Source organism: Nonomuraea zeae (assembly GCF_005889725.1).
In the GTDB taxonomy this organism is placed as follows: Bacteria; Actinomycetota; Actinomycetes; order Streptosporangiales; family Streptosporangiaceae; genus Nonomuraea; species Nonomuraea zeae.
On sequence record NZ_VCKX01000105.1, the window covers coordinates 1 to 26,808 of the forward strand.

The 26,808-nt window shown below is 70.1% G+C and carries 28 protein-coding genes and 1 pseudogene; 16 read left to right on the top strand and 13 right to left on the bottom strand.

All coding sequences use genetic code 11. From position 1 onward, the window contains the following. The 5 genes and pseudogenes from ETD85_RS29800 to ETD85_RS29820 form a co-directional block, all read left to right on the top strand. Window positions 1–267: pseudogene (locus ETD85_RS29800) on the top strand (acetyl-CoA synthetase); the annotation flags it as partial. Next, window positions 236–421, top strand: coding sequence for a PIN domain-containing protein (locus ETD85_RS67570; RefSeq protein WP_138693152.1), 186 nt, complete (start codon window positions 236–238; stop codon window positions 419–421). The pseudogene ETD85_RS29800 and the gene ETD85_RS67570, both read left to right, overlap by 32 nt. A 46-nt stretch (window positions 422–467) precedes the next feature. Then, on the top strand, window positions 468–1,343 hold the full coding sequence (locus ETD85_RS29810) for a hypothetical protein (RefSeq protein WP_138693121.1): 876 nt from the start codon (window positions 468–470) through the stop codon (window positions 1,341–1,343). Window positions 1,344–1,352: 9 nt separating this feature from the next. Further along, window positions 1,353–2,309 (top strand): zinc-binding dehydrogenase, encoded by a 957-nt coding sequence (locus tag ETD85_RS29815; RefSeq protein ID WP_138693122.1) that lies wholly within the window; start codon window positions 1,353–1,355, stop codon window positions 2,307–2,309. Window positions 2,310–2,385: 76 nt separating this feature from the next. After that, window positions 2,386–3,243, top strand: coding sequence for an oxygenase MpaB family protein (locus ETD85_RS29820; RefSeq protein ID WP_138693123.1), 858 nt, complete (start codon window positions 2,386–2,388; stop codon window positions 3,241–3,243). A gap of 65 nt (window positions 3,244–3,308) precedes the next feature. Here ETD85_RS29820 and ETD85_RS29825 read toward each other — a convergent pair whose 3' ends face one another. The 5 genes from ETD85_RS29825 to ETD85_RS29845 form a co-directional block, all read right to left on the bottom strand. Then, window positions 3,309–4,049, bottom strand: coding sequence for a PadR family transcriptional regulator (locus tag ETD85_RS29825; protein WP_138693124.1), 741 nt, complete (start codon window positions 4,047–4,049; stop codon window positions 3,309–3,311). Beyond that, the gene (locus ETD85_RS29830) at window positions 4,046–4,849 is read right to left on the bottom strand and encodes a DUF4097 family beta strand repeat-containing protein (protein ID WP_138693125.1); all 804 of its coding nucleotides are present in this window, start codon (window positions 4,847–4,849) and stop codon (window positions 4,046–4,048) included. Before ETD85_RS29830 ends, ETD85_RS29825 begins: the two co-directional genes overlap by 4 nt. A 182-nt stretch (window positions 4,850–5,031) precedes the next feature. Continuing rightward, a complete protein-coding gene (locus tag ETD85_RS29835) occupies window positions 5,032–5,211 on the bottom strand; it encodes a DUF6104 family protein (protein WP_138693126.1) in 180 nt (59 codons plus the stop codon). 124 nt (window positions 5,212–5,335) lie between these two features. Next, on the bottom strand, window positions 5,336–8,974 hold the full coding sequence (locus ETD85_RS29840) for a multifunctional oxoglutarate decarboxylase/oxoglutarate dehydrogenase thiamine pyrophosphate-binding subunit/dihydrolipoyllysine-residue succinyltransferase subunit (RefSeq protein ID WP_138693127.1): 3,639 nt from the start codon (window positions 8,972–8,974) through the stop codon (window positions 5,336–5,338). 204 nt (window positions 8,975–9,178) lie between these two features. Further along, window positions 9,179–9,823, bottom strand: coding sequence for a B3/B4 domain-containing protein (locus ETD85_RS29845; protein WP_138693128.1), 645 nt, complete (start codon window positions 9,821–9,823; stop codon window positions 9,179–9,181). A gap of 72 nt (window positions 9,824–9,895) precedes the next feature. Between ETD85_RS29845 and ETD85_RS29850 the strand changes: the two genes are divergently transcribed. Beyond that, complete coding sequence (locus ETD85_RS29850; protein ID WP_138693129.1) at window positions 9,896–10,462, top strand: winged helix-turn-helix domain-containing protein; 567 nt, start codon at window positions 9,896–9,898, stop codon at window positions 10,460–10,462. After that, on the top strand, window positions 10,459–11,742 hold the full coding sequence (locus tag ETD85_RS29855; protein WP_138693130.1) for an MFS transporter: 1,284 nt from the start codon (window positions 10,459–10,461) through the stop codon (window positions 11,740–11,742). Before ETD85_RS29850 ends, ETD85_RS29855 begins: the two co-directional genes overlap by 4 nt. On the opposite strand, the gene ETD85_RS29860 is transcribed toward ETD85_RS29855, so the two are convergent. Further along, a complete protein-coding gene (locus ETD85_RS29860; RefSeq protein ID WP_138693131.1) occupies window positions 11,690–12,535 on the bottom strand; it encodes a glutathione S-transferase family protein in 846 nt (281 codons plus the stop codon). The two genes, ETD85_RS29855 and ETD85_RS29860, sit on opposite strands and share 53 nt — an antisense overlap. Window positions 12,536–12,589: 54 nt before the next feature. Here ETD85_RS29860 and ETD85_RS29865 point away from each other — a divergent pair, with 54 nt between their 5' ends. From ETD85_RS29865 to ETD85_RS29900, 8 genes are all read left to right on the top strand, one after another. Next, window positions 12,590–13,654, top strand: a complete 1,065-nt coding sequence (locus ETD85_RS29865; protein ID WP_138693132.1) for an MBL fold metallo-hydrolase — start codon at window positions 12,590–12,592, stop codon at window positions 13,652–13,654. A gap of 98 nt (window positions 13,655–13,752) precedes the next feature. Next, window positions 13,753–14,625 (top strand): SDR family oxidoreductase, encoded by an 873-nt coding sequence (locus ETD85_RS29870; protein ID WP_138693133.1) that lies wholly within the window; start codon window positions 13,753–13,755, stop codon window positions 14,623–14,625. A 209-nt stretch (window positions 14,626–14,834) separates the two neighbouring features. Continuing rightward, a complete protein-coding gene (locus ETD85_RS29875) occupies window positions 14,835–15,992 on the top strand; it encodes an ROK family transcriptional regulator (protein ID WP_138693134.1) in 1,158 nt (385 codons plus the stop codon). A 24-nt stretch (window positions 15,993–16,016) separates the two neighbouring features. Next, on the top strand, window positions 16,017–17,501 hold the full coding sequence (locus ETD85_RS29880; protein ID WP_206058718.1) for a sugar ABC transporter ATP-binding protein: 1,485 nt from the start codon (window positions 16,017–16,019) through the stop codon (window positions 17,499–17,501). Continuing rightward, window positions 17,501–18,523, top strand: coding sequence for an ABC transporter permease (locus ETD85_RS29885; RefSeq protein ID WP_240779519.1), 1,023 nt, complete (start codon window positions 17,501–17,503; stop codon window positions 18,521–18,523). Before ETD85_RS29880 ends, ETD85_RS29885 begins: the two co-directional genes overlap by 1 nt. Continuing rightward, window positions 18,520–19,575 (top strand): substrate-binding domain-containing protein, encoded by a 1,056-nt coding sequence (locus tag ETD85_RS29890; protein ID WP_138693135.1) that lies wholly within the window; start codon window positions 18,520–18,522, stop codon window positions 19,573–19,575. Before ETD85_RS29885 ends, ETD85_RS29890 begins: the two co-directional genes overlap by 4 nt. A gap of 11 nt (window positions 19,576–19,586) precedes the next feature. After that, a complete protein-coding gene (locus ETD85_RS29895) occupies window positions 19,587–20,738 on the top strand; it encodes a Gfo/Idh/MocA family protein (RefSeq protein WP_138693136.1) in 1,152 nt (383 codons plus the stop codon). A 3-nt stretch (window positions 20,739–20,741) separates the two neighbouring features. Then, complete coding sequence (locus tag ETD85_RS29900) at window positions 20,742–21,746, top strand: sugar phosphate isomerase/epimerase family protein (RefSeq protein ID WP_138693137.1); 1,005 nt, start codon at window positions 20,742–20,744, stop codon at window positions 21,744–21,746. Window positions 21,747–21,753: 7 nt separating this feature from the next. Here ETD85_RS29900 and ETD85_RS29905 read toward each other — a convergent pair whose 3' ends face one another. The 6 genes from ETD85_RS29905 to ETD85_RS29930 form a co-directional block, all read right to left on the bottom strand. After that, window positions 21,754–22,263, bottom strand: coding sequence for a GNAT family N-acetyltransferase (locus ETD85_RS29905; RefSeq protein ID WP_170246906.1), 510 nt, complete (start codon window positions 22,261–22,263; stop codon window positions 21,754–21,756). A gap of 60 nt (window positions 22,264–22,323) precedes the next feature. After that, entirely contained in the window at window positions 22,324–23,097 is a 774-nt protein-coding gene (locus ETD85_RS29910; RefSeq protein ID WP_138693139.1) for a phytanoyl-CoA dioxygenase family protein, read from the bottom strand. Between the two features lie 71 nt (window positions 23,098–23,168). Then, window positions 23,169–23,594, bottom strand: a complete 426-nt coding sequence (locus ETD85_RS29915) for a hypothetical protein (protein WP_138693140.1) — start codon at window positions 23,592–23,594, stop codon at window positions 23,169–23,171. A gap of 143 nt (window positions 23,595–23,737) precedes the next feature. Then, complete coding sequence (locus tag ETD85_RS29920) at window positions 23,738–24,826, bottom strand: Zn-dependent alcohol dehydrogenase (RefSeq protein WP_138693141.1); 1,089 nt, start codon at window positions 24,824–24,826, stop codon at window positions 23,738–23,740. A gap of 32 nt (window positions 24,827–24,858) precedes the next feature. Beyond that, entirely contained in the window at window positions 24,859–25,050 is a 192-nt protein-coding gene (locus ETD85_RS29925; RefSeq protein ID WP_138693142.1) for a ferredoxin, read from the bottom strand. After that, entirely contained in the window at window positions 25,047–25,499 is a 453-nt protein-coding gene (locus tag ETD85_RS29930) for a pyridoxamine 5'-phosphate oxidase family protein (RefSeq protein WP_138693143.1), read from the bottom strand. Before ETD85_RS29930 ends, ETD85_RS29925 begins: the two co-directional genes overlap by 4 nt. 86 nt (window positions 25,500–25,585) lie before the next feature. On the opposite strand from ETD85_RS29930, the gene ETD85_RS29935 reads away from it, so the two are divergent. Then, a complete protein-coding gene (locus tag ETD85_RS29935; RefSeq protein WP_240779520.1) occupies window positions 25,586–26,215 on the top strand; it encodes a class I SAM-dependent methyltransferase in 630 nt (209 codons plus the stop codon). Window positions 26,216–26,245: 30 nt separating this feature from the next. Here ETD85_RS29935 and ETD85_RS29940 read toward each other — a convergent pair whose 3' ends face one another. Continuing rightward, the gene (locus tag ETD85_RS29940) at window positions 26,246–26,788 is read right to left on the bottom strand and encodes a mycothiol transferase (protein ID WP_240779521.1); all 543 of its coding nucleotides are present in this window, start codon (window positions 26,786–26,788) and stop codon (window positions 26,246–26,248) included. Window positions 26,789–26,808: the final 20 nt, after the last annotated feature.

Genomic DNA, 26,808 nt, shown 5'->3' on the forward strand with positions numbered 1-26,808 from the left:
GGGGGAGCGGCGCCCGTGTTCGCGGCCAAGGGGGTGCCGATCGCGGCGTCGTACGAGGGGCCCGCGGTGGTGGCGGGGTACACGGTGGCGCACGGCCGGGACGGCGCGACGGAGCGGGCGGTGCTGGTGGTGGACGTGCCCGGCGGCTCGCGGGCCCACGCGGTGACGGAGGAGCCGGAGTTGCTGGCGGACGCGGAGTCACGGGAGCTGGTGGGGCAGCCGGTACGGCTCGCAACTGACGGGAAGGTCAACGTGGCTTCCTGGTAAGGCCAAACGGCGGAGGCAGACTCGCTCGACCGGCAATCTCGAGCCCGACGCCTACCTCGCCGCACTCGCCATCGAGCACGGTTGTGAATTCGTGACCTGCGACCGCGATTTCGCCAGGTTCGAGGGCTTGCGCCGGCGGTCACCGCTCAACTGAACTGGGAGCAAGGGCGCAAGCCGCCATCACTCGGGCTAGGAACGTCGTGGCTGACCAGTTCGACGTCATCGAGTCAGGCGAGCGCGGCCGTCGCCGGTGGATCGGGCTGGCGGTGGTTCTCGCGCTCCTGCTGATCCCCGTCGTCGGCGTGCTCAGCAGCCGTGACCCCGAGCCGCGGCCCGTCGTGCCGGCTCCCGATCCCATCAGGTCCCTGACCAGGGTCCAGAGCGCGCCCAACGTCCTGAACGTCCCTGCCAAGGCCAAGGGGCGCGACGAGGTCTTCGAGGCGGTGTTCCCCGACGGGCGGCGGGCGGAGGTGCGTTACCCGGCCGAGCTCGACCTCGACTCGATGGGGCTGCGGCCCTTCGTGGGCGTGTGGGTGGACGGGAAATACCGCCAGCTCCTGGCCCCGTACAACGGCGAGATCGAGATCACCCGGGGCGGCCAGCCGATCAGGAGCTACGCCGACAACGTCACGCTCTGGCCGCGCCAGGCAGGCAGCGGCTCCTACGGGCAGGTGCTGCTGTTCGAGTTCGGGCCGTGGCGGCTGGCCGTGTACGACCGCGGGCAGGGGCTGACCTTCGACCAGCGGCTGGCCCTGGCGCGCGGGCTCAAGGGCCGGGTGACGAAGAAGGGCTACCTCGTCCTGTCGGCAGGCGGTCCGGTGCGGCTCGCGGAGCCGGGGGAGACCGCGGAGGGCTACCCGGTCGGGCCGCAGCTCTGGTTCGGCGGCGGGGCCGGGCCGATGATCGCGCTCGTGCCGGCCCCCGGCTGCCAGGGTACGACCGCGGTGCCGGTCGTGATCGACGGGCGGGGGCGGCGGGCAGAGTCCGTGTGCCGCCACGGGGTGCGGATCGCCGTCACCGGGCCGCGCTCGTTCCGCGAGAGGGCGCTCGAAGAGATTCAGATCACGCTGAAGTAGGGTGCGGCCATGTTCGCCGTAACCGCCACACAGACTGACCCCGACAACCCACTCGCCGGGCTGACGCTCGGCGAGCATCCGGAGCCGAAGGCGCCGGACGGATGGACGACCGTCTCCGTGCGGGCGGCCGCGCTCAATCACCACGACCTGTGGACGCTCAAGGGCGTCGGCATCCGGCAGGACCGGCTGCCCATCGTGCTCGGCTGCGACGCCGCCGGGGTGGATGAGGACGGCAACGAGGTCATCGTGCACTCGGTGATCGGCACGGGTCCCGACGAGACCCTCGATCCCAAGCGCACGCTGCTGTCGGAGACCTACGACGGCACGTTCGCGGAACGGGTGGCCGTGCCGCGCCGCAACCTCGTGCCCAAACCGGCCTCGCTCAGCTTCGAGCACGCCGCCTGCCTGCCGACGGCCTGGCTGACCGCGTACCGGATGCTCTTCGACAAGGCCGGGCTCGAGCCCGGCTCGACCGTGCTGGTGCAGGGCGCGGGCGGTGGCGTCGCCACCGCGCTGATCGCGCTCGGCCGGGCCGGCGGCTACCGGGTCTGGGCGACCAGCCGCTCGGAGGAGAAGCGCGAGCGCGCCCGCGAGCTCGGCGCCGACCAGGTCTTCGAGCCGGGGGCGCGGCTGCCCGAGCGGGTGGACGCGGTCCTGGAGACCGTGGGGCAGGCGACCTGGGATCACTCGCTCAAGTCGCTCAAGCCCGGCGGGCGCATCGTGGTCTGCGGCGCCACCAGCGGCGCCGTCCCGCCCGCCGACCTCAACCGGGTCTTCTTCCTGCAGCTGTCCGTGGTCGGCTCCACGATGGGGACGCGTGATCAGCTCCAGCGGCTCGCGGTGTTCCTGGAGCAGACCGGGCTGCGGCCGGTCGTCGACCGGACGCTGCCGCTGAGCGAGGCGCGGGAGGGGTTCGCTGCGATGGCCGAAGGGGAGATATTCGGAAAAATCGTCTTTACTGGCTGAATAAGTGAAGGGTTACTTATGTGCTTCCGGGGTGATACAAGGGAAGTGAGGTTGTATCACCCGGGAGGCCGCCATCATGGACGTTGAGCCCTTCGGCCCAGGTTCGATGCACTGGGACACCGCGGGCGAATACCGCAACCTGCTCGTGGCCGGCAGCGCGCTGGTCATCCAGACGATGCACCCGGCGGTCGGCGCGGCCGTCGCGGAGCACTCCACGTACAAGGCCGACCCGTGGGGGCGGCTCACCCGCACGCTCGTCTCCGTCCAGAAATGGGTGTACGCGGGAGCCGGCGGCCCGGCGGAGGGCGAGCGGCTGCGCGAGCTGCACAAGCCGATCAGCGGGGTGGACGAGCGCGGCCGGCACTACCACGCGCTCAACGGTGAGGCGTGGGCGTGGGTGCACCTGTCACTGTTCGAGCGCTTCATCGCGCTCAACCGCTATTTCGGCACGCCGTTCACCGTCGAGCAGCAGCGGCGCTTCTACGCCGAGTCGCGCCACCTCGGTGCGATCCTGCGGGTGCCCGAGCGGGAGATGCCGGACGACCTCGACGGGTTCTGGCGCTATTTCGACGAGATGGTGGCCGACCGGCTGGAGGCGCATCCGACCGCGCTCGACGTGCTGGCGGTCATGCGCGGCACGCCGGCGCCGCCGGGACTGCCCAGGCCGTTGCGGCGGCTGTGGACGCCCGTCGGTGTGGGGTCGGGGGAGTTCAACTACTTCGTGACCGTCGGCACGCTACCGCCCGCGGTGCGGGCGAAGCTGGGGTTGCGGTGGACGGCCAGGGAGGAGCGGCGGCTGCGGCATCTCGGGCACGCGGTGGCGATGCTGACGCCGCGCCTGCCCGAGCGTCTTCGGTACATGCCGCTGGCCTACCACGCCCGCAAGGCGGCGCGCAGCTCGCGCCGGCTCCAGCGCCAGCTCCGCTCCGCCTGACGGCCGGCCCCGGAGTTCTCAACGGTGGGCCAGGGGGCTCAGAGGTCCATGGCCCGGACCCGGGGTCAGGATTCGAGGATGTCGCGCACGCGGCGGGCGGCGTCGTCGAGCGCCGTACGCAGCTCGGCCAGCTTCTCCGGGGTCAGCCGCGAGTCCGAGGCGCCCTCACGGGCCTGGGCCACGAAGTCGGCCAGCAGCTCGCCCAGCTCGGCGTCGAGCTCGGCGCGGTTGGGCGGCGCGCCCCCGAGCGTGGCCCAGACCTCCGACCAGATCCGGCGCCACTCCGTGCTGAGCCGCTCGCCCTCCCCCTGCCACTGATAGGCGTGCTCCATCCACTGCCGCTTCTGCTGCTCCTTGAGCCGCTTGAAGTCCTCTTTCTGCTGCTCCTTGAAGCGCCTGGCGTCCTCGCGCGGCCCCGTGCGCACGTCCTTGGCCATCCTCGTCAGCTCGTCGCGCAGCGACTTGACCGTGTCGCGGACGTCCTCCTTGACCTCGCGGGCGATGTCGCGCACCGAGGCGGAGATCTCCTGCTCCAGGTCGTCGAGCTCGTCGAGCCGGTTGTTCAGCTCGTCGCGACCCTTGTCGGTGATCGAGAAGACCTTCTTGCCCTCGACCACCTCGTGCGTCACCAGGCCCTCCTCCTCCAGGCGGGCCAGACGCGGGTAGATCGTGCCGGGAGAGGGCGAGTAGACGCCGAGGAAGCGGTCCTGGAGCAGCCGGATGACCTCATAGCCGTGACGCGGGCTCTCTTCCAGCAGCTTGAGCAGGTACAGCCGGAGCCGGCCGTGACCGAAGACAGGGCTCATTCCTTCTCTCCCTTGAGCAGCGTGACCTCGCCGGAGACGGTGATCGCCGACAGTGAGGCCATGCCACCACCCAGCCGCCCCGACAGCGACTTGGAGCCGGGGCCACTCGTGTTGGACAATTTCTCGAACGTGCTGACCAGCCTGCCCGAGGTGGATCTGACGCTGACGTCCGTCTCTACGTTCTCAGGCAGTCTGACCAGGATGGCGCCGGACACGCTGTTGAGAGTGACGTGACCCGTCGGTCTCAGCGCCAGGTCGGCGGTGATCCGGCCGGAGACGGTGTTCGCCCTCAGCCGGCGCGGGGTGCCGTCGGCCACGGTCAGGTCGCCGGAGACGCTCCTGAACGACAGGTCGCCGTCCATCGCCCGGCTCTCGACGGCGCCCGACACGGTGTTGGCCACCACGTCGCCGCTCACGGCGTCGAGCACGATCTCGCCCGACACGCTCTTGACGTGCGTCACCTTCTCGAAGCCGGCCACCACGGCAGGCGCGGACACCACGCCCGCGTTGACCCGGCAGGATTTGGGGACCGTGATCGCGAGCACGGTCCTGCGCCGGTCGCGGCGCAGCCAGCCGAGCAGGCCGTCCCAGGTGAGATCCTTGTAGGCGATGATCAGCGACCGGGCGTCCTCGTCATAGGTCACGATGAGGGGCGAGACCGACTCGATCTCGGAGACCTCCAGCGTGGGTGGCCCCTCGCTGGCGAGCACGTCCAGCCGGCCGGCGACGATGCGCACGTCGAGCGTCCTCACGTCGCCGAACGTCAGCTGTTCGGGCTCCTCGATCGTCCACTGCTGCATGACCCCGTCCCTCCTGGTGACCCCGTCTCCCTACACAAAACACGATATGTCGCGTATGGCGAAAACTCAAGATGTATCGCGTGTGACCTTCCGGGGTCCGGCCGGGGTCAGGGGGACACGCCCTTCAGCGCGGCGGCGCTCACCGGCGGACCGCAGGGGGAGCGCAGGAGGAGCGCGGACCGTCAGTCGTCCTCGTCGTCCTCCAGGCGCGCCAGCCAGGTGGCCAGCCGCTCGACCGGGGTCTCGAACTCGGGGTTGAGGTCCACGAACTCGCGCAGCCGCTCACCCAGCCACAGCAGGCTCACCTCTTCCTCGCCCCGCCGCTCGACCAGCTCCTCGATCCCCCGATCGGTGAAGTACATCGCTCTCCGTCCATCCGTTGTACCAGCGTCCGCGGCGCGGTCGCCGCCGACGAAAATGGCAGGCGCCGTAGGTCGGCACCTGCCATTTCAGCACTCGGTCCCGGCCGGAGCCGGGACCGGAGTGTCAGCCGAACAGCTCGTGCTGAATCTGCTCGAGCTCGGTGTCGTGCGAGTTGTGCGAACCGGTGGCCGGCGAGCTGTTGGGCGTGCGCGAGACACGCCGCAGCTGCCGCCCGCTCAGCGTGCCGGGGTCCTCGGCCAGCTTGAGCGTCAGGTAGGGCCACGGCCCCATGTTGACCGGCTCGTCCTGCGCCCAGACCAGCTCTGCCTGCGCGCCGTAGCGGGCCAGCTCGGCGCCCAGCTCCTCGGACGGGAACGGGTAGAGGCGCTCGAGCCGGACGATCGCGACGTCGTCGCGGCCCGACTTGTCACGCGCGGCGGCCAGCTCGTAGTAGATCTTGCCGGAGCACATGACCACCTTGGTGACCTTGGCCGGATCGACCGTCTTGTCGCCCAGGACCGGCTGGAAGGTGCCGGTCGTGAAGTCGGCCGCCTTGGAGGTGGCCGCCTTGTGCCGCAGCAGCCACTTCGGCGTGAAGACGACCAGCGGCTTGTGCCGCTCCGACTCCACCTGCCAGCGCAGCAGGTGGAAGTAGTTGGCCGGCGTCGTGGGCTGCGCGATCGTCATGTTGTCGAGTGCGCAGACCTGCAGGAACCGCTCGATCCGGGCCGAGGAGTGGTCGGGGCCCTGACCCTCGAAACCGTGCGGCAGCAGCAGCACGACCGAGGACTTCTGGCCCCACTTCTGCTCGCCCGACGAGATGAACTCGTCGATGATCGTCTGGGCGCCGTTGACGAAGTCGCCGAACTGCGCCTCCCAGGCGACCAGGGCGTCCGGGCGGACGACGCTGTAGCCGTACTCGAAGCCGAGCGCCGCGAACTCGCTGAGCAGCGAGTCGTAGACGTAGAACTTCGTGGTGCCCTGGTTGAAGCTCTTGAGCGGCGTGTGGTCCGCGCCGGTCATCCGGTCCACCAGGACGGCGTGGCGCTGGGTGAACGTGCCGCGCCGGGAGTCCTGGCCGACCAGGCGCACCGGGTGGCCGTCCATGAGCAGCGAGCCGAAGGCCAGCGTCTCGCCCATCGCCCAGTCGATCGCGTCCTGCTCGACCATCTGACCGCGACGCTGCAGCACCGGCGCCAGGCGCGGGTGCGGCGTGAAGCCCTCGGGCAGGTTGAGCTGGGTGTCGACGATGCGCTTGAGCGTCTCGTCGGTGATCGCGGTCGGCGTGTCGTCGTGCGACCACTTGACGACCTCCGCCGGGGGCACCCGCATGGCGGCCGCCTCCTGCGGCTTCTTGGCCGCCTCACGGGTCTCGGTGAACGCCTGCTCCAGCTTGGCCTGGTAGTCGCGCAGCGCCTGCTCGGCCTCTTCGACCGTGATGTCGCCCCGGCCGATCAGCGCCTCGGTGTAGAGCTTGCGGGTCGAGCGCTTGGCGTCGATCAGGTCGTACATCAGCGGCTGGGTGAAGGCGGGGTTGTCGCCCTCGTTGTGGCCGCGGCGGCGGTAGCAGATGAGGTCGATGACGACGTCCTTGCGGAACGCCTGGCGGTATTCGTAGGCCAGCTCGCCCACGCGCACCACGGCCTCGGGGTCGTCGCCGTTGACGTGGAAGATCGGCGCCTGGATCATCCGCGCCACGTCGGTCGCGTAGACCGAGGAGCGGGACGAGGCGGGCGAGGTGGTGAAGCCCACCTGGTTGTTGACCACCACGTGCACGGTGCCGCCGGTGCGGTAGCCGCGCAGCTGCGACAGGTTGAGCGTCTCGGCCACGACGCCCTGGCCGGCGAAGGCCGCGTCACCGTGGACGAGGACCGGCAGGACCGTGAAGCCCTCCTCGCCGCGCTCCAGGAGGTCCTGCTTGGCGCGTACGACGCCTTCGAGGACCGGGTCGACCGCCTCCAGGTGGGAGGGGTTGGCCACCACGGACGCCGTGATCGTCTTGCCGCTGGGCGCGGTGAACACGCCGGACGCGCCGAGGTGGTATTTCACGTCACCGGACCCGTGCGCGGTGCGCGGGTCGATGTTGCCCTCGAACTCGCCGAAGATCTGCGCGTAGGACTTGCCCACGATGTTGGCCAGCACGTTGAGCCGGCCGCGGTGCGCCATGCCGATGACGACCTCGTCGAGGTCCTCGTCGGCGGCGTCGCTGATCACCGAGTCGAGCAGCGGGATCAGGGACTCGCCGCCCTCCAGCGAGAACCGCTTCTGGCCGACGAACTTCGTCTGCAGGAACGTCTCGAACGCCTCGGCGGTGTTGAGCCGCGACAGGATGTTGAGCTGCTCGTCGCGGGCCGGGGAAGCGTGCGGCTTCTCCACCCGCGCCTGGATCCAGGCCCGCTCCTCGGGGTTCTGGATGTGCATGTACTCGATGCCGACCGTGCGGCAGTAGGAGTCGCGCAGCACGCCCAGGATCTCGCGCAGCTTCATCAGCGGACGGCCGCCGAACCCGCCGGTGGCGAACTCGCGCTCCAGATCCCACAGCGTCAGCCCGTGCGACTGGATGTCGAGGTCGGGGTGCTTGCGCTGCTTGTACTCGAGCGGGTCGGTCTCGGCCATCAGGTGGCCACGCACGCGGTAGGCGTGGATCAGCTCGATCACGCGCGCGGACTTGGCCACGTCGTCGTCGTGGGAGGCCGAGATGTCCTGGACCCAGCGCACCGGCTCGTACGGGATCCGCAGCGCCTCGAAGATCTCGTCGTAGAAGCCGTCCTCGCCGAGCAGCAACCGGTGGATCGTGCGCAGGAAGTCGCCCGACTGGGCGCCCTGGATGATCCGGTGGTCGTAGGTGCTGGTCAGCGTCATGACCTTGGAGACGGCCAGGCGCGAGAGCGTGTCGGGGGACGCGCCCTGGTATTCGGCCGGGTATTCCATCGCGCCGACGCCGATGATCGTGCCCTGACCGGGCATCAGGCGCGGAACGGAGTGGACGGTGCCGATCGTGCCGGGGTTGGTCAGCGAGATCGTGGTGCTGGAGAAGTCGTCGACGCCCAGCTTGCCGGCGCGCGCCTTGCGCACGACCTCTTCGTAGGCGATCCAGAACTGCCGGAAGTCCATCTCCTCGGCGCCCTTGATGGAGGGCACGAGGAGCTGGCGCTCGCCATTGCTCTTCTGTACGTCGATCGCCAGGCCGAAGCCCACGTGCTCGGGCTTGACCAGAGTCGGCTTGCCGTCGACCTCGGTGTAGGAGTAGTTCATCTCCGGCATGGCCTTCAGCGCCTTGACGATCGCGAAACCGATCAGGTGCGTGAAGGAGATCTTGCCGCCACGACCCCGCTTGAGGTGATTGTTGATCACGATGCGGTTGTCGATGAGCAGCTTGGCCGGGATGGCCCGTACGCTCGTCGCGGTCGGGACCGTCAGCGACAGGTCCATGTTGGCCGCGGTGCGAGCCGCCGCGCCGCGCAGCTTGACCTCTTCGGCGCCCTTGGGCACCGGAGTGGCGGGCTGCTTCGGCTTCTCGGCTGCCGGAGGCGCCTTGGGCGGCGCCTGTGGAGGAGCGGGGGCGGTCACAGTGCCGTTCGCCGCCTCCCTTGCCGGGGCTCTGCCCGGTCCATAATCAGGGTTGTAGTCAGCGAAGAAGTTCCACCAGGCCTTGTCGACAGACTCAGGATCCTGGAGGTACTTCTGGTACAGCTCGTCGACAAGCCATTCGTTCTGACCAAAGCTTGCCAGCGGGTTTGTCCGCGACGACTCAGACGACACGGCGGAAATCGCCCTCTTCCGCAGATCGGCGTTGATGTTAGAGAACCTGTCCAAGGCTACTCGCCCGGACCGGCAGCACGCGCCGCAGAGCGCGTGCCGCCTCGAACGATCCTCTCAGGACCGTGCAAAGAGGTCACGCCTGCCTAGTCAATCCGGGTGGTGCAGCAATTATTACTCTTTGGTATCAACGTCGCGCCCGGAGGTTTATTTCCCGCTGGATACCAACCTGCTGGAGATCCGCACCTGAGGGGACAACTCGGACAGCAGGTTCGCCAGCTCCTCGCCGGCCTCCTTGAGCTCCTCCAGTGACAGCGGCTCCAGCCGCTCCAGCAGGAAGATCGCGTTGGTCGTCTCCTCGGTGAGCCGCGTGCGGACCACCTGCCGCCAGTTCCACCTGCGGCAGGTGACGCCGGTGTCGTCGCGCCAGATCACCTCGCCGGCCTCGGGCTGCCCGAGCGCCTCCTCCGACGCCTCGTCCCCGGTGGCCCTGACCAGCCGCGCGGTGCCGTGGTAGTGGTCGAGGTCCTCGCCGCCGATCGGCAGCGCGTGCTTCACGCTGATCGAGTTGTACGCGTCCACGACCTGGTTGATCTCCGGCAACGGCATCCTGCGGGTGAGCGCGTCGACCGAGGGGCGCGTCCGCTGCGGCTTGGCCCCGAACGCCCGGTAGGCGTCCTTCCACGCGTCGATCTTGTCCGCCTGGACCTCCAGCTCGGAGGCCGCCGCCAGCCACGCGCGGGAGCGGTCGTCGGTGGGCCCGTTGCGCAGGCCGTGCGCGGTCACGATCAGCACCGCGAAGTCGGGGCGCAGCGCGAAGACGGAGTCGTCCACCCAGATGTCGTCAAGCATCCGACCAGTGTACGAGCCGGAAAACCGCAAAATTATATTTGCAAAATCTTTTTTGCAGTCTATGGTGATGAGGTGGAGTACAGCTACCAGATCAGTGACCCGCGGGTGCTCAAGGTCGTCGCCCACCCGCTGCGCGCCCGGCTGCTCGGCCTGCTGCGCAGCGACGGCCCGGCCACCGCCAGCGAGCTCGGCCGCAAAGTGGGCGAGAGCTCCGGCTCGACCAGCTATCACCTGCGCGAGCTGTTCAAGCACGGCTTCATCGAGGACGACGACGACCAGCACGACGGCCGCGAGCGCCGCTGGCGGGCCCGCCACCGCTACACCTCGTGGAACAGCCGGGAGCTGACCGGCACGCCCGAGGGGCGCGAGGCGGTCGAGGTCATGCGGATGTGGCAGGCCGAGGCCCTCAGCCGGGCCGCCCAGGGGTTCGACGAGAGCGCCTGGTCCCCCGAGTGGGTGGAGGTGGCGGGCCTGAGCGACCACTTCTTCGTGCTGCCACCGGCCGCGCTGGGGGAGTTCATGGCGCGTACCGAGGAGATCCTGCGCGAGCTCGCCGAGCGCCACGCGGGCGACTCCGACACGGCGCCGGTCCACATCTGGGTGGGGGGCTTCCCCCGCGAGCGGAAGGAAGAGTCGTGACCGCACGTTCGGCGTTACGCCGCTACATGCTGGTGAATTTCCTGACCTGGCTGCCCGTGGGGCTCATGATGGCCGCGATGGTGCTGCTGATGACCGAGCGGGGGCTCAGCCTGGCGCAGGTCGGGTTGTCGGTGACGGTGTTCTCGATCGTGACGGTGAGCCTGGAGCTGCCCACGGGCGGGCTGGCCGACGTCGTGGGGCGGCGCGTGGTGCTGGCCGCGTCGGCCGCGTTCACGGTGGCGGGGCTGGCGCTGATGAGCGTGTCCACCACGTTCTGGATGTTCCTGCTGAGCGGGGCGCTGAAGGGCGTGGCCAGGGCGCTGTCCAGCGGTCCCGCCACCTCCTGGTACGTCGACACGCTGCACGGGATCGAAGGCCACGAGGCGGATCTCAAGCCGGGGCTGGCCAGGGGCGGCGCGATGGAGTCCGTGGCCCTGTGCATCGGCGTGCTGGCGGGCGGCGGCGTGCCGCTCCTGGTGCCGCCCTCGCTGGTGGTCCCGCTGGCCGCGCCGCCCATGCTGGGCGCGCTGGCGGCGGCCGTGCTGCTGGTCGTGGTGGTGTTCGCGCTGCCGGAGCCGGCGCACGAGCGCCGCTTGCTGGCGAGCGTGCTGCGCGAGGTGCCCGCCACGGTGGCCGCCGGCGTGCGGCTGGCCGCGGGCGGCGCGATGCTGCGCAGGCTCATGCTCGCCGCCGCCGCGTCCGGCGTGGTGCTGATGACCATCGAGCTCCTCACGCCGGGCCGGCTCGCCGAGCTGGCGGGCACGGCCGAGCGCGGCAGCCTGGCCTACGCGGTGGTCGCGGCGCTCGGGTTCGCGGGCAGCGCGATCGGCAGCGCGCTCGCGCCCCGCGCGGCCCGGATCGCGGGCGGCTCGGCCAGGGGCGCGATCGCGGGCACCGCGCTGGCCGCGCTCTCAGTCGGGGCGCTGGCCGCGACGGCCGGTCTGGGCGGCCTGCCCGGGCTGGCGAGCGCCGGGCTGGCCTACGTCGTGCTCTTCGTCGGCATCGCGGTGACGAGCGTGCTGTGCCTGGAGATGACCCACAACGCGGTCACCGCCGCCGAGCGCACCACCGTCACCTCGACGAGCTCGCTGTCCCAGCAGTCCGGCGGGATCGTGGCGAACCTGACGATCGCCTCGCTGGCCGCCCAGGCGGGCCTTGCCGCCGCCTGGGGCGTCACGGCCGTGGTGCTGCTGTCGTCGGCCCTGCTGTTCCTGCGGATGCCCGCGCCTACAGGCTCCAGTCCAGCTCGGGCCCGACCGGTACGAGCCGGCTCGGGTTGATGTTGGTCTGGGTGATGTAGTAATGACGCTTGATCTGGTCGAAGTCGGTGGTCTCGCGGAAGGCCGGGATGGCGTACAACCTGCGCGCGTACGCCCACAGCGCCGGATAGTCGATCAGCCGCCTGATCGAGCACTTGAAGTGCGCGTAGTAGACGGCGTCGAACCTGGCCAGGGTGGTGTAGAGGCGCACGTCGCTGTCGGTGAGCGTGTCGAAGAGGAAGCCCGACTCGGCCAGCCGCACCTCCAGGAAGTCGAGCGTGGAGAAGACCCGCGCCACCGCCTCCTCGTACGCCTGCTGGTCGCGGGCGAAGCCCGCCTCGTATACCGCGTTGTTGAGGCCGTGGTAGAGGCGGTCGTTCATGATGTCGATGTCGGGGCGCAGCCGCTCGGGATAGAGGTTGGGCGAGGTGCCCCATGACGTCTCGAGGTCGAGGGTGATCTGGGGGAAGTCGTTGGTGACGATCCGTTTGTCCACGGTGTCCCAGACGCACGGGACGGTGTAGCGGCCCGCGTATCCGGGCTCGGTCGCGTGGTAGAGGTCCGACAGGTACTCCGGCTCGCCGCCGGGGATCCGCCAGCCCTTCTCGTCGCGGATGGGATCGACGATCGTGACGTCCAGCAGGTCCTCCAGGCCGAGCAGCGCGCGGACGATCAGCACGCGATGGGCCCAGGGGCAGGCATAGGAGGCGTAGAGCCGGTAGCGACCGGGCTCGGGAGACCAGAGCCGGTCCGTGAAACGGTTGGGCTGCCGGACGAAGCGGCCATCGTCGGAGATCTCGCGGCTCAGCTTCATGCCCCTAGTAGAACATGATTCGGATCAGAATTTCATTCTGGCACAATCTGTGACATGGCAAAGTTCGTGGTGACCCCGGCAAACGAGACTCAGCGGGAGGCGTGGATCAGCAAAGCGATCCCCGAAGTCGAGCGGGTGCGCCCGGGTCTGTGGTCCATCCCGGTCCCGATCCCGATCAATCCCCTCCGGTACGTGCTGGTCTACGCGCTGGAGCTCCCCGACGGCGTCGCGATCATCGATGCCGGCTGGAACACCGACGAGGCCTATGACGCGCTCGTCGCCGGGCTCGGCCTGGCCGGCTACGCGATCACCGACGTCAAGGGCGTGCTGGTCACCCACATCCACCCCGACCACTACGGCCTGGCCGGGCGCATCAGGGAGTCCTCCGGCGCCTGGATCGCGCTGCACCCGGCCGACGCGAGGCTGGTCCGCGAGCGCTACGACGACGACGCCATCGACTCCCTGGTCGAACGCGAGCGCGCGCTGCTCGTCCGCTGCGGAGTGCCCGCGCTGACGCTCGACGAGCTGGCCGGCGCGTCGATGATGATCCGGCACATGGTCTCGATGGCCAAGCCGGACCGGCTGGTCGAGGACGGCGACGACCTCGGGCTGCCCGGCTGGGACCTGCGGGCGCTCTGGACCCCCGGCCACTCGCCCGGCCACCTCTGCTTCGTCTCGCCCGGCCGCCGCCTGCTGTTCTCCGGCGACCACGTGCTGGCGAAGATCACGCCCATCGTGGCCGTGCATCCCCAGTCGGGGCCGAACCCTCTGGCCGACTACCTCGACTCGCTGGCCGCCGTGCGCAAGCTGGAGGTCGACGAGGTGCTGCCCGCGCACGAGTACCGGTTCCTGGAGCTGGCCGAGCGGGTGGACTATGTGCTGGCCCACCACGATGAGCGCCTGGCCGAGATCGAGCAGGTCGTCGGCACGTCCGGCGGCGTGGCCTGCTGGGACGTCGCGACCCGGCTGACCTGGTCGCGGCCGTGGGAGACGATCCCGCCGTTCATGCGGCGCTCGGCCAACAACGAGACGCTGGCGCATCTGGCGTGGCTGGAGGCCAAGGGGCGGGTACGCCGCGTGGTGGGGGAGCCGGACCTCTGGTTCCCCGCGGGCGACTGACCTCATCGGAAGGCCGGCCGGCGTGCGGCTCTGGCGGTGCGGGCGGGGCGGGTTATCGTACTCGTACTAGAATGTTGTTCTCCTGCGTGGGAGGTTCGATGCTTCGGTTCGATGACAGGGTCGCGATCATCACGGGGGCCGGGCACGGCCTCGGCAGATCGCACGCGCTCCTGCTGGCGGAGCGGGGGGCCAAGGTCGTCGTCAACGACCTCGGCGGCGCGCTCGACGGCACCGGCGCCTCCACGGGGCCCGCCGCCGAGGTGGCCGACCTCATCGTGAAGAACGGCGGCCAGGCCGTCGCCAGCACCGACAACGTCGCCACGCCCGAGGGCGCCAGGGCCATCGTGCAGGCGGCCGCCGACGCCTTCGGCCGGGTCGACATCGTCGTCAACAACGCCGGCATCCTGCGCGACAAGTCGCTGGGGAAGATGACGGTCGAGGACTTCGACGGGGTGCTGGCCGTGCACGTGCGCGGCTCGTACCTGGTCAGCCAGGCCGCCTACCCGCTGATGAAGGAGGCGGGCTACGGCCGCATCGTCAACACCTCCAGCCCGGCCGGCCTGTTCGGCAACTTCGGCCAGGCGAACTACTCCACCGCCAAGATGGGCCTGGTCGGGCTGACCAAGACGCTCGCCATCGAGGGCGCGCGGTCCGGCATCAGGGCCAACGCCATCGCGCCCATCGCCTGGACCCGGATGACGGAGGCGCTGCTGCCGGCCGAGTTCGAGGCCAAGTTCACGCCGGAGCGGGTCAGCGCGCTGGTGGCCTACCTCGTGCACGAGTCGTGCGAGGCGACCGGCGAGGTCTTCAGCGTCGGCGGCGGGCGGGTGGCGCGCGTGTTCGTGGCCGAGGGGCCGGGGTGGAAGGACGACGACCTCTCGCCGGAGTCCATCGCCGGCAACTGGGAGTCGATCATGGCCGAGCAGCCGTACGTCCTCACCGCCGCCGACTCGATGAAGGCGATGCTCTAGCGGCCTCATGTCCTGAGCCTGGTGATCCGGGCCGGTCCTCGCCTGTTCGGCGGGGGCCGGCCCTTTTCGTATTTCCCGGGCACCCCAAATGCCGAAATGTCGGGTTTGGGGGCACGAAGGCGGGCTTTGTTCGATCTTCGGCGGAAGTTGGGCGAGTTTGGTCGATTCTCACTCTTGATTTGCCGCATCGGTGATCTTATTGTCTCGGCATGACCCCCCAGTCGGGCTCCGCCGGCGATGTGCTGACGTTGATCAGTGCAGGCTCGGCGACGACCCGTTCCGATCTCGCGAGGCTCACCGGCCTGGCCAGGTCCACGATCTCCCAGCGGGTCGACGCGCTGATCGAGCGCGGCCTCGTGGAGGAGACCGAGAGCGGCGAGTCCACCGGCGGGCGGCCACCGCGCCAGCTGCGCCTGCACACCGAGGACCACGCCTTCGCGGGCGTCGACCTCGGCGCCACGCACTGCCGCGTCGCGCTGATGGACATCTCGGGCAACGTGCTGGCCGAGTGCGAAGACTCGCTGCTCATCGGCGAGGGGCCGGAAAAGGTCCTCGCCCATGTGGACCAGCGGCTCGACCTGCTGCTCGACCGGGCTGGCCGGCCCCGCGCGGCGCTGCGCGCGATGGGGATCGGGGTCCCGGGGCCGGTCGAGTTCGCCACCGGCCGGCCGAACAACCCGCCGATCATGCCGGGCTGGAACGACTATCCGATCCCCGAATACTTCGGGGGCGTGGCGGTGCTCGTCGACAACGACGTCAACGTGATGGCGCTCGGCGAGCACCGCAACTCCTTCCCCGCCACCAGCCACCTGCTGTTCGTCAAGGTCGGCACGGGCATCGGCTGCGGGATCATGGCCGAGGGCAAGCTGCACAGAGGCGCGCAGGGCTCGGCGGGCGACATCGGGCACATCCGGGTCAGCGGCCACGAGGACGCCGGCTGCCGGTGCGGCAACAGCGCCTGCCTGGAGGCCGTGGCCGGCGGGGCCGCGATCGCGCGCCGGCTGACCGAGCTGGGCCTCGCCGCCGAGTCGGGTGCCGACGTCGTGGCGCTCGTACAGGCGGGCAACACGCAGGCGCTGCGGCTGGTCAGAGAGGCGGGCCGGCTGATCGGCGAGGTGCTGGCCAGCCTGGTCAACTTCTTCAACCCCGAGGTCATCGTCATCGGCGGCGCCCTGTCGCGGGTGCACGAGCACCTGCTCGCCGGGATCAGGGAGACCGTCTACCGCAGGTCGCTCCCGCTGGCCACGCACCACCTGTCGATCACCCCGAGCCGTACGGGGATCAACGCCGCCGCGCTCGGCTCGGGGATCCTCGCCATCGAGCACTACCTGTCACCGGACAACATCAACCGCATCGTCAACGCCTGAACGAACGCTGGAAGGAACGTCCCGATGCTGGTCATGAAGGGGATCGTCAAGCAGTTCCCCGGCGTGCGCGCGCTGGACGGAGTGGATCTGGACGTACGGGCCGGCGAGGTGCACTGCCTGCTCGGCCAGAACGGCGCGGGCAAATCCACCCTGATCAAGGTGCTGGCCGGAGTCCACCAGCCGGACGAGGGCACGATCGCGTTCAACGACGCGGAAGTGCGCCCCGGCAGCCCGATCGACGCCATCAGGCTCGGCTTCGCCACCATCTACCAGGAGCTGGACCTGGTCGACGGGCTCAGCGTGGCCGAGAACATCTTCCTCGGCCACGAGCACGCCCGCTTCGGCTTCGTCAGCCGGGTGGCCACCAGGCGCGCCGCCGGCGAGGTGCTCACCAGGCTCGGCCATCCGGAGATCCGCCCGTCCGCCGAGGTCGGGCGGCTGTCGCCGGCGGCCAAGCAGGTGGTCTCGATGGCGCGGGCGCTCTCGCACGACGCCCGCCTGATCATCATGGACGAGCCGTCCGCCGCGCTCGCCCACGACGAGGTCGCGAACCTCTTCCGCATCATCCGCGAGCTCACCGCCCAGGGCGTGGCCGTCGTCTACATCTCCCACCGCCTGGAGGAGATCCGCGAGATCGGCGACCGGGTCACCGTGCTGAAGGACGGCCGTACGGTCGCCGTCGGCCTGTCCGCGCGCGACACGCCCACCACCCAGATCGTCTCGCTCATGACCGGCAGGAACGTCGAGTACGTCTTCCCGCCCAAGGCCGACCGCGCGCCGGGCGAGACGGTGCTGGAGGTCGAGGGCCTGAGCTCGCCGGGCGTCTTCGCCGACGTGTCGTTCTCCGTGCGGGCGGGCGAGATCGTCGGCCTGGCCGGGCTCGTCGGATCGGGGCGTTCGGAGATCCTGGAGGCGGTGTACGGCGCGCGCCCCTCCTCGGGCCGCGTCCTGCTCGCCGGCCGGCCCGTCCGCAGAGGCGTCGTCGGCACGGTCAGGCACGGCATGGGCCTGGCCCCGGAGGAGCGCAAGGCCCAGGCCCTGCTCCTCGACCAGAGCGTCACGTCGAACATCACGCTGGGCAGCCTGCCGGAGTTCGCCAAGTTCGGCTGGATCGACCGCAAGCGGGAGCGGAGCGAGGCCAGACGGCTGTCGGAGCTGCTGGACATCCGGCCGCCCGACCCCGAACGCCCGATCCGCACCCTGTCGGGCGGCAACCAGCAGAAGGCCGTGCTCGCCCGCTGGCTGCTCGGCGGGCGCAAGCTGCTCCTGCTCGACGAGCCCACCAGAGGGGTGGACGTCGGCGCCAGGGCCGAGCTGTACGCGGTGATCCGCGACCTGGCCGAGCGGGGCATCGGGGTGCTGCTCGTCTCCAGCGAGGTGCCGGAGGTGCTCGGCCTGGCCGACCGGGTGCTGGTGCTGCGCGAGGGGAGCGTCATCCACCAGGGCGACGCGGCGGAGCTGGACGAGCACGGCGTGCTCGACATGATCATGAATGGGAGGGCGGCGTAATGACCGAGCCCACAAGACACGCGGATCCGCCCGCGGAGGCGGCCGCCACGGGGTCGGCGTCGATACGCAACCTCGGCTCCGGCTTCGGCGAGATGCGGCACCTCGGGCTGCTGGGAGCGCTCGCGCTGCTGATCGTCGTCGGCCTGGTCACCAGGCCGGAGAACTTCGCGACCACCTCCAACCTGGTCAGCATCCTGTCCCTGGCCGCCACGATCGGCGTGATCACGGTCGGGGCCACGTTCGTCATCATCGGCGGCGGCATCGACCTGTCGGTCGGCGCGGTCATGGCGCTGGCCTCGGTCTGGGCGACGACGCTGGCCACCCAGTCGTACGGGCCGGTGGTGATGGCGATCTGCGCGGTCCTCGTCGGCACGGGGGCCGGGCTGGTCAACGGGCTGCTGATCGCCTACGGGCGGCTGGTGCCGTTCATCGCCACCCTGGCCATGCTCGTCGCCGCCCGCGGGCTGGCGCAGCGCATGTCCGACCGCAAGACGCAGCTCATCCAGGCCGAGAACGCCTCGCTCGTGGAGCTGTCGACCACGCGCGTGCTCGGCATTCCGCTGCTGGTCTACATCTTCGCCCTGGTCGTGGTGCTGGGGTGGGTCGTGCTCAACCGCACGACGTTCGGACGGCGGACGTACGCGGTCGGGGGCAACCCCGAGGCGGCCAGGCTCGCCGGGATAGACGTGCGCAGGCACACGATGCTGCTCTACGCGCTCTCGGGGCTCTGCTGCGGCATCGCCGCCATCCTCATCATGGCCCGTACCACGACAGGCTCGTCCACCCACGGCGACCTGTACGAGCTCGACGCCATCGCCGCCGTGATCATCGGCGGCACGCTGCTCACCGGGGGCCGGGGCACGATCGTGGGCTCGATCCTGGGTCTGCTGATCTTCACGCTCATCACGAATCTGTTCATTCTCAACGGGCTCAACACCAGCGACCAGCTGATCGCCAAGGGCCTGATCATCGTCGTCGCCGTCCTTCTCCAGCGGCGGAATTTGAAGGAGAGAGCACCATGAGTGAGAACGTCGCGCGCAGGGGATTCCTTGTCGGCGGTTTGGGTGGAGCGGCGCTCTTAGCGGCGGGCTGCACCAGCAACGAGCCCGCCGCGGCGCCGAGCAGTGCCGCCCCCGCCCCCGCTCCGGCGGCCAGCGGCAACGACCAGCCGGGCACGAAGGTCGTGATCGGCTTCTCGGCGCCGGCCGCCGACCACGGATGGATCGCGGCCATCGCCAAGAACGCGGAGGCCGCCGCGAAGCAGTACTCCGACGTCGAGTTCAAGCCCGTCGAGCCCACCAATGACATCAACCAGCAGATCTCCGCGGTGGAGTCGCTCATCGCGGCCAAGGTGAACGCGCTGGTGATCCTGCCGAACGACGGCCAGCAGCTCAACCAGGTCGCGCTGCAGGCCACCGCGGCGGGCATCCCGGTCATCAACCTCGACCGCGTTTTCCCCGACAAGCTGGCCTACCGGACCTGGATCGGCGGCGACAACTACGGCATGGGCGTCGCGGCCGGGCACTTCATCGGCAAGCAGCTGAAGGACAAGGGCGTCTCCAACCCCGTGATCGTCGAGATCCAGGGCATCGCCACGCTGCCGCTGACCCAGGACCGCAGCAAGGGCTTCGCGGACGCGCTCAAGAGCTACGGCTTCAGCGTCACGGCCAAGCAGGACGCCAAGTTCACCGTCGAGACCGGCAACCAGGTGGCCACGTCGCTGCTCCAGGCGCACAAGAAGATCGACGCGCTCTGGAACCACGACGACGACCAGGGCGTCGGCGTCCTGGCCGCGATCAAGGAAGCCAACCGCAACGAGTTCGTCATGGTCGGCGGCGCGGGCTCGCTCAACGCGATGAAGGAGATCCAGACCGGCACCTCGGTGCTGAAGGCCACGGTTACCTACAGCCCCACGATGGCATCCTCGGCGATCAAGCTCGCGCGTCTGATAGCACAGGGGAAGGGCATGAGTGATCTGGTGGAGAACCAGGTTCCCCAGTCGATCACGCTCGCGTCCGAGACCATTACCAAGGAGAACGTCGAGAAGTACCTGGCGCTCGGCTTCGAATCCTGATCGGGGGTTGCATGTCAGACAGAACGAGCATCGGCGTGGGCATGATCGGCTACGCCTTCATGGGCCGGGTTCACTCCCAGGCCTGGCGCAGCGTGGGGGCCTTCTTCGACCTCCCTCTGGCACCGCGCATGGCGGTGCTGGCGGGCAGGTCGAAGGAGCGCACTGAGACGGCTGCCGCGCAGCTCGGCTGGGCCGGCATCGAGACGGACTGGAGAGAGCTGGTCAAGCGCGACGACGTGCAGATCGTGGACATCTGCACGCCCGGCGACTCCCATGCCGAGATCGCCATCGCCGCGCTCGAGGCCGGCAAGCACGTGCTCTGCGAGAAACCGCTGGCCAACACCGTCGCCGAGGCCGAGGCGATGGTGGCGGCCGCGGCCGCGGCGCCCGGCAAGAGCATGGTGGCCTTCAACTACCGGCGGGTGCCCGCGGTCGCGCTGGCCCGCCGCTTCGTCGAGGAGGGCCGGCTCGGCGAGATCAGGCACGTGCGGGCCCAATACCTGCAGGACTGGATCGTCGACCCCGACTTCCCGCTGGTGTGGCGGCTGCAGAAGGACAAGGCGGGCGCGGGCGCGCTGGGCGACATCGGCTCGCACATCGTGGACGCGGCCCAGTTCATCACCGGGCAGCAGGTGGTGGGCGTCTCCGCGCTGACGGAGACGTTCATCAAGGAACGCCCGCTCGCGGCCGAGTCGGCCGGGCTGGGCGCGACCGGCACGGCCGAGAAGGGGACGGTCACGGTGGATGACGCCGCGCTGTTCATCGGCCGGCTGTCGGGCGGCGCGGTGGCCTCGTTCGAGGCGACCCGGTTCGCCAGCGGGCGCAAGAACGCGATGCGCATCGAGATCAACGGCTCGCTCGGCAGCCTGTCGTTCGACTTCGAGTCCATGAACGAGCTGTGGCTCAGCCAGGGCGGCGGCGGATTCGAGCGCATCCTGGTCACCGAGCCGGATCATCCGTACGTGGGCGCCTGGTGGCCGCCGGGACACGGGCTCGGCTACGAGCACACCTTCACCCACGAGGTGAAGGACTTCCTGGAGGCGATCGCCACCGGAGCGGACCCGACGCCGTCGTTCGCGGACGGGCTGCGGGTGCAGAAGGTGCTGGCGGCGGTCGAGCGGAGCGCGGCTGACGGCAGCCGCTACACGAACGTGGAGGACTGACTCATGCGACCAGTCACGCTGTTCACGGGACAGTGGGCCGACCTGCCGTTCGAGGAGGTGTGCAGGCTGGCGGCCGAGTGGGGCTACGACGGCCTCGAGATCGCGTGCTCGGGCGACCACTTCGACGTGGCCCAGGCCGTCTCGGACCCGTCGTACGTGGAGCAGAAGCGCGCCCAGCTCGACAAGCACGGCCTGAAGGTCTGGACGATCTCCAACCACCTCGTGGGCCAGGCCGTCTGCGACCACCCGATCGACGAGCGCCACAAGGCGATCCTGCCCGCCCGCATCTGGGGCAACGGCGACCCCGAGTCGGTGCGCCAGGCCGCCGCCGAAGATCTGAAGAACACCGCGAGGGCGGCCGCGCTGCTGGGCGTGGACACGGTCGTGGGCTTCACCGGGTCGTCGATCTGGCACACGGTGGCCATGTTCCCGCCCGTGCCCGCCGCCATGGTGGAGGCCGGCTACCAGGACTTCGCCGACCGCTGGAACCCCATCCTCGACGTCTTCGACGAGGTCGGGGTCCGCTTCGCGCACGAGATCCACCCGAGCGAGATCGCCTACGACTACTACACGACGCAGCGGACGCTGGAGGCCATCGGCCACCGCGCGGCGTTCGGCCTGAACTGGGACCCCTCCCACATGGTCTGGCAGGACCTCGACCCGGTGGCGTTCATCCTGGACTTCAAGGACCGGATCTACCACGTCGACTGTAAAGACACCCGCATGCGCGTGGGCGACGGCCGCAGGGGCCGGATGTCCTCCCACCTGCCGTGGGCGGACATGCGCAGGGGCTGGGACTTCGTCTCGACCGGCCGCGGCGACGTGCCCTGGGAAGACTGCTTCAGGGCCCTGAACTCGATCGGCTACGACGGCCCCATCTCCATCGAGTGGGAGGACGCCGGCATGGACCGGCTGGACGGGGCGAGGGAGGCGCTGGCCTACATCCGCACGCTCAACTCCATCACGCCGCCGTCGACGGCCTTCGACGCCGCCTTCTCCACGACGTAGGACGCCGTCACGAGGCAGTGCCCTCGGGCTCCAGCGAGCGGGTCAGCCGGACCCCCTCCTCGTGATAGCCCAGAGCGGCGTAGAACTGCCGGGCGGTGGTGTTGGCCGCGCCCGTCTCCAGGGTCAGATGGCGCAGACCCTGACGGCGGGCCCAGTCCTCGGCCGCGGCCATCAGCATCCGGCCGACGCCACCGCGGACGGCGCGCGGATCGACGGCCAGCTCGCCGACGTAGGCGTCGGTCACGCCGGTGAAGTGCTGCTGGCGGTTGACGGAGACGACGCCGACCACGCCGCCTGCGGGCGGGCCGCCGTCGGCGACGAACACCGCCCCCCGCCGGTCCTGCGCCGCGGTGATGGAGTCGGTGAGCCAGCGCCGCGCCGCGTCGGTGGCCGCCCCGGGGTCACGCCAGGCCGCCACGCCTTCGGCAAGGCGCGGGGCCAGCGCCAGGACGGCCTGGCGGTCCTCGTCGCGTACGGGCCGGATCCGCACGGGCGTCTGATGCTCTTCGATGTCCATGGGCAGCAGCATGCCAAACCGGACCCCTCGGAAAAAACCCCTGTTCGGGACGGGTCTGGGTCAGGCGCGGGCGGCGCGGGCCAGCGGGGTGTCGCCGGCCGGGTCGAACGGGCGGGCCAGGAACAGCGGCATCTGGGCCATGAAGCGCGGCTCGGTGCCCCGGTGCTCCTGTGCGGCGTGCACCAGGAAGGGGTGCGCGATGTAGACGTCCCCCGGCCTGCCGGTCACCAGCGCCTCCGGGCGGTCGGCGCCGACCTGCTCGAACCGCAGGCCGATGGCCATCGGGTCGAGCACCTGCGCGTCCGGGCCCTCGCCGGCCGGAGCCTCGCCGGTCAGCGACTGCGGGTCGGCCAGGGCGGCGGCCATGTCGCGCTGGGAGCCGGCCCTGACCCGGGTCGGGGCGTCGTCGGGCCCGACGTCCGACAGCAACACCAGCAGCAGCAGCGCGTGCGGCCGGGAGCTGACCCCCCACGTGCCGTCCGAGCGCGGCGTGGAGGCGTCGATGTGCCAGCCCCGGTCGTCGGCCGGAGGGACGCGCGGGAAGCGTACCGGGATGTTGCCCAGGGCGCGGCGCGGCTGCCAGCCGCCGGGACCGGTCACGAGGTCGAGCGCCGCGTGCAGCCGCTCCGCGGCCATGATCTGCCCGAACGGGCCCTCACCGGTCATGTCGGCCGTCCACACCACCGGCTGCGTCCACGCCGACGGGTCCTGCGGGGACAGCCCGATGCGCTGCCACAGCAGCGCCCTGGCCGCGTCGCCCACCTCGCGCGGCACCACGGCCTCGACCTTGGCGAATCCGTCGGCGATGAAGCGGTCGATGTCGATAACGTGCATGTCTGGGACGCTAACAGCGCTGTCCAGCGATTTTCCGGCCCTCCAGCCGGCCCTCCAGCCGGCCCGGATCCCTACAGGCCGGGGAACATGTAGTCCTGCTCGATCCGGCCGTCGTCGCCGAGGATGAGCAGATCGAGGCCGCCGCCCTGGACCTCCTCGCCGGCCACGGTCACCACCTCCCAGACCAGCTTGACGACGTTGTTCAGGCGGATGGCCGCGCCCGCGCGGGCCCTGAAGGTGATCGTGCCCGCCGCGACGAAGTCCTCGTACGACCGCGTCACCCGCGACTCGATCGCGTCGTGTCCTCGTGCCTCCAGGGTGCTGGAGGCGAAGCCCAGGCCGGCCGCGACCTCGCGGATCTCCTGGGGCGGGTGCAGGACGTGGGTGGCCTGCTCCGCCCACAGGTCCTCGATGGCCTTGCGGCGCAGCCCGGGGTCCGGCTCGTTCCACATGGCGACGAAGCGGGTGGCGAGGTCCTGGGCGTCGATGTTCGGCATGTGCCCTCCAAAGTCGGCTGAGGGTACGACTCTGGCTGCAGCCGACGAAACGGACAATTCCCCGCAAGGAATGAGCGGGCCGCCCAACGCCGAAGCGATCCTCCCCCTTGGCTCGGGAGGAGGATCGCCGCGCGCCTGACCGGTCAGTCCATGAGGACGATCTGGCGGAGGACCTCGCCGCCGCGCAGGGCCTCCACCGCGTCGTTCAGGTCGCCGAGGCGGATGCGGGAGCTGATCATCGATTCGAGGTCCAGCTTGCCGGCCTTGTGGAGCTTGGCGAAGTAGGGGAAGTCGTGGCGCACGTCGGCTTCGCCGTACAGGCTGGAGAGCAGGTTCTTGCCCTCGAACAGCAGGCTGAACGCCGAGATCGACACCATGTCGTCCATCGCGCCCGCGCCGACCACGATGACGTCGCCGCCGGCCCTGGTGACCTGCCAGGCGCTCTGGATCGTGGCCGACTTGCCGACCACCTCGAAGCCGTAGTCGAAGCCGGCGCCGCCGGTGAGCTCGTTCAGCGCCTCCGGGACCTGCTCGGGCGTGACCGCATGGGTCGCGCCGACCTTCTTGGCCAGCTCGTGCTTGGACTCCAGCGGGTCGATCGCGAGGATCGTCCGCGCGCCCGAGACGCGGGCGCCCTGGATGACCGACAGGCCGACGCCGCCGCAGCCGATCACCGCGACCGTCGAGCCCGGGCGCACCTTCGCGGTGTTGATCGCGGCGCCGACGCCGGTCGTGATGCCGCAGCCGATCAGGGCCGCCGCCTCCCACGACACGTCATCGTCGATCTTGATCGCGCCCTGCCACGGAACGATGATCTCCTCGGCCCAGGTGCCGCAGCCCGCCATCCCGTAGGCCGTCGCCCCGTCGCCGCCGAACCGGAAGTTGCCCTTGCTGAAGGACTCGATCACGTACTTCATGCACAGGAACGGCTGTCCGCTGACGCACAGGTCGCAGGTCTGGCAGGCCGGGCGCCAGCTGATCACCACGTGGTCGCCCGGTTTGACGGACGTGACGTGTTCGCCCACCTCGACCACCTCGCCCGCCCCCTCGTGGCCGAGGATGAGCGGCGCGGGTTGCGGCAGCACGCCGGACATGGCCGACAGGTCCGAGTGGCAGACGCCCGTCGCTCTGATCCGTACGCGTACGTCCGTTTCCCCTACGGGGGTCAGCGTGACGTCGTCGCGGATGTCGAGCTTGTCGTTGCCTATGGCGTGCAAGATGGCGGCGCGCATGTGGGGTTCCTCCTCCAGCTGGTGCCTTGGGGCTATTCCTCGAAGGAAAGTGCGGCTTTGGGGCAGGATCTGATCGCGTGGCGGACGCGGTCCTGCATCTCGGGGGGTGGTTCGGGAAGAAGAATGTGGAGCTGGTCGTCGTCGTCCACCTCGAACACCTCGGGGGCGAGCCCCATGCACACGGCGTTGGCCTCGCAGACCAGCTCGTCCACCTTGACCTTCATGTGAGCCTCCTGTGATCCCATGAGACCACTTTGGTGCGCTCGACGACGTACGCAATGCGTTTGAGCCCGGTTTTCTCGACGTAGGGGCGCAGCAGCTCGTCCGGCACGCCAGGGGTCATCCTGCGGGCGACCGTCATGCCGATGGCCATGACCTGCTCCCGGTCGTCCACCCGCCGGGCCTTGCCGTAGAGCAGGACGCCCCGCAGCTCCCCGTAGTCCTCGCCGGCCTCGACCAGACAGCTCACCCTCGGGTCGCGGGCCAGGTTGAGCGCCTTCTGCGCCTTGGCGTAGGTCCAGAACGCGATCCGTCCCTCGTCCAGGCCGTAGAACATCGTCACCAGGTGCGGGGTGCCGTCCGGGTTGATCGTGGCCAGCTGCAGCTTGCGTGCGGCCTCCAGAAACGCCGTGACGTCCTCGTCCGACATCGCGATGCGAGCGCGCTGATTCACGCTGCCAAGTAGAACAGGTTACAGAAGACGCCTGCAAGGGCTCGCTGGAATGTTATTCGGTTCGGCTAGGGTGCATCCCTATGTCGATGCCGCCAGAGCTACGCTACGCAGCGAAGCACGCCAAGGGATTCATGCCCGCCGAGGAGGGTCTCGCCCTGTTCGAGGTCGCCTGCCAGTACGGCAAGCTCGGGCCCGTCTGCGAGATCGGCACCTACTGCGGCAAGTCCGCCATCTACCTCGGGGCGGCGGCCAGGCAGGCCGGGTCCGTGGTGGTCACGGTGGATCACCATCGGGGGTCCGAGGAGATCCAGCCGGGGTGGGCGCACCACGATCCGACGCTGGTGGACCCCCGGTTCGGGAAGATGGACTCGCTGCCGACGTTCAGGACCACGATCGCGGCGGCGGGCCTGGAGGACGAGGTGATCGCGATCGTCGGCCGGTCCGAGCGGGTCGCCCGGCTCTGGAGCACGCCGCTGGGGATGCTGTTCATCGACGGCGGTCACTCCGACGAGCCGGTGACCCGCGACTACGAGGGCTGGGCGCCGCACGTCATGGACGGCGGGGCGCTGGTCTTCCACGACATCTACCCCGACCCCGCCGACGGCGGGCAGGCGCCGTACCGGGTCTATCTGCGGGCGCTGGAGTCGGGAGCGTTCAAGGAGGTGTCCGTGCACGGCTCGCTCCGCGTGCTGGAGCGGACCGGACCCGGCATCTAGCGAACGCCCCCTGGGTCCTCGTACGGGGCCTCAGCCCGCCTGGGGCGGGTCCTCGCCCACCAGGCCGTCGATCGCCTCGCGGAACAGGTCGGTGTGGCCGACGTGCCGGGCGTACTCGTCGTGCACGTCGACCAGGATCCGGCGCACGTTGGGCGCGCGGCCGTCCTCGGTGACGGTGAACCCGGCGGGCCGGTCGAGTCCGCCGTCGGCGAGCACCCTGGCCACGGCGGCCCGGGTCCGGGCGACGGCCTCGCGCCAGCGGGCGTAGAGCTCGCCGGGCGTGTCTGCGGCGGCGGCCGCCCATTCCCAGCCGTGTTCCGCGGTGTCCCAGGGCGGCGTGGGCCGCTCCCCGAACAGGCGCCAGGCCGAGGTCTCCTCCTCGACCCTGGTCAGGTGCTTGATCAGCCCGGCCAGGGTCATCGCGCTCGGCGGGTGCGGCCGGTTCAGCGCGGCGGCGTCCAGGCCGCCGGTCTTCCAGGCGAACTGGGCACGGGAACGGTCGAGGGCGAACAGCAGCATCTCGACCTCGCCGGCGGTCAGGGACGGCTCGTTGATGACGGTGTCGTCGGTCATGGTCGGCATGCTAGGGCTGG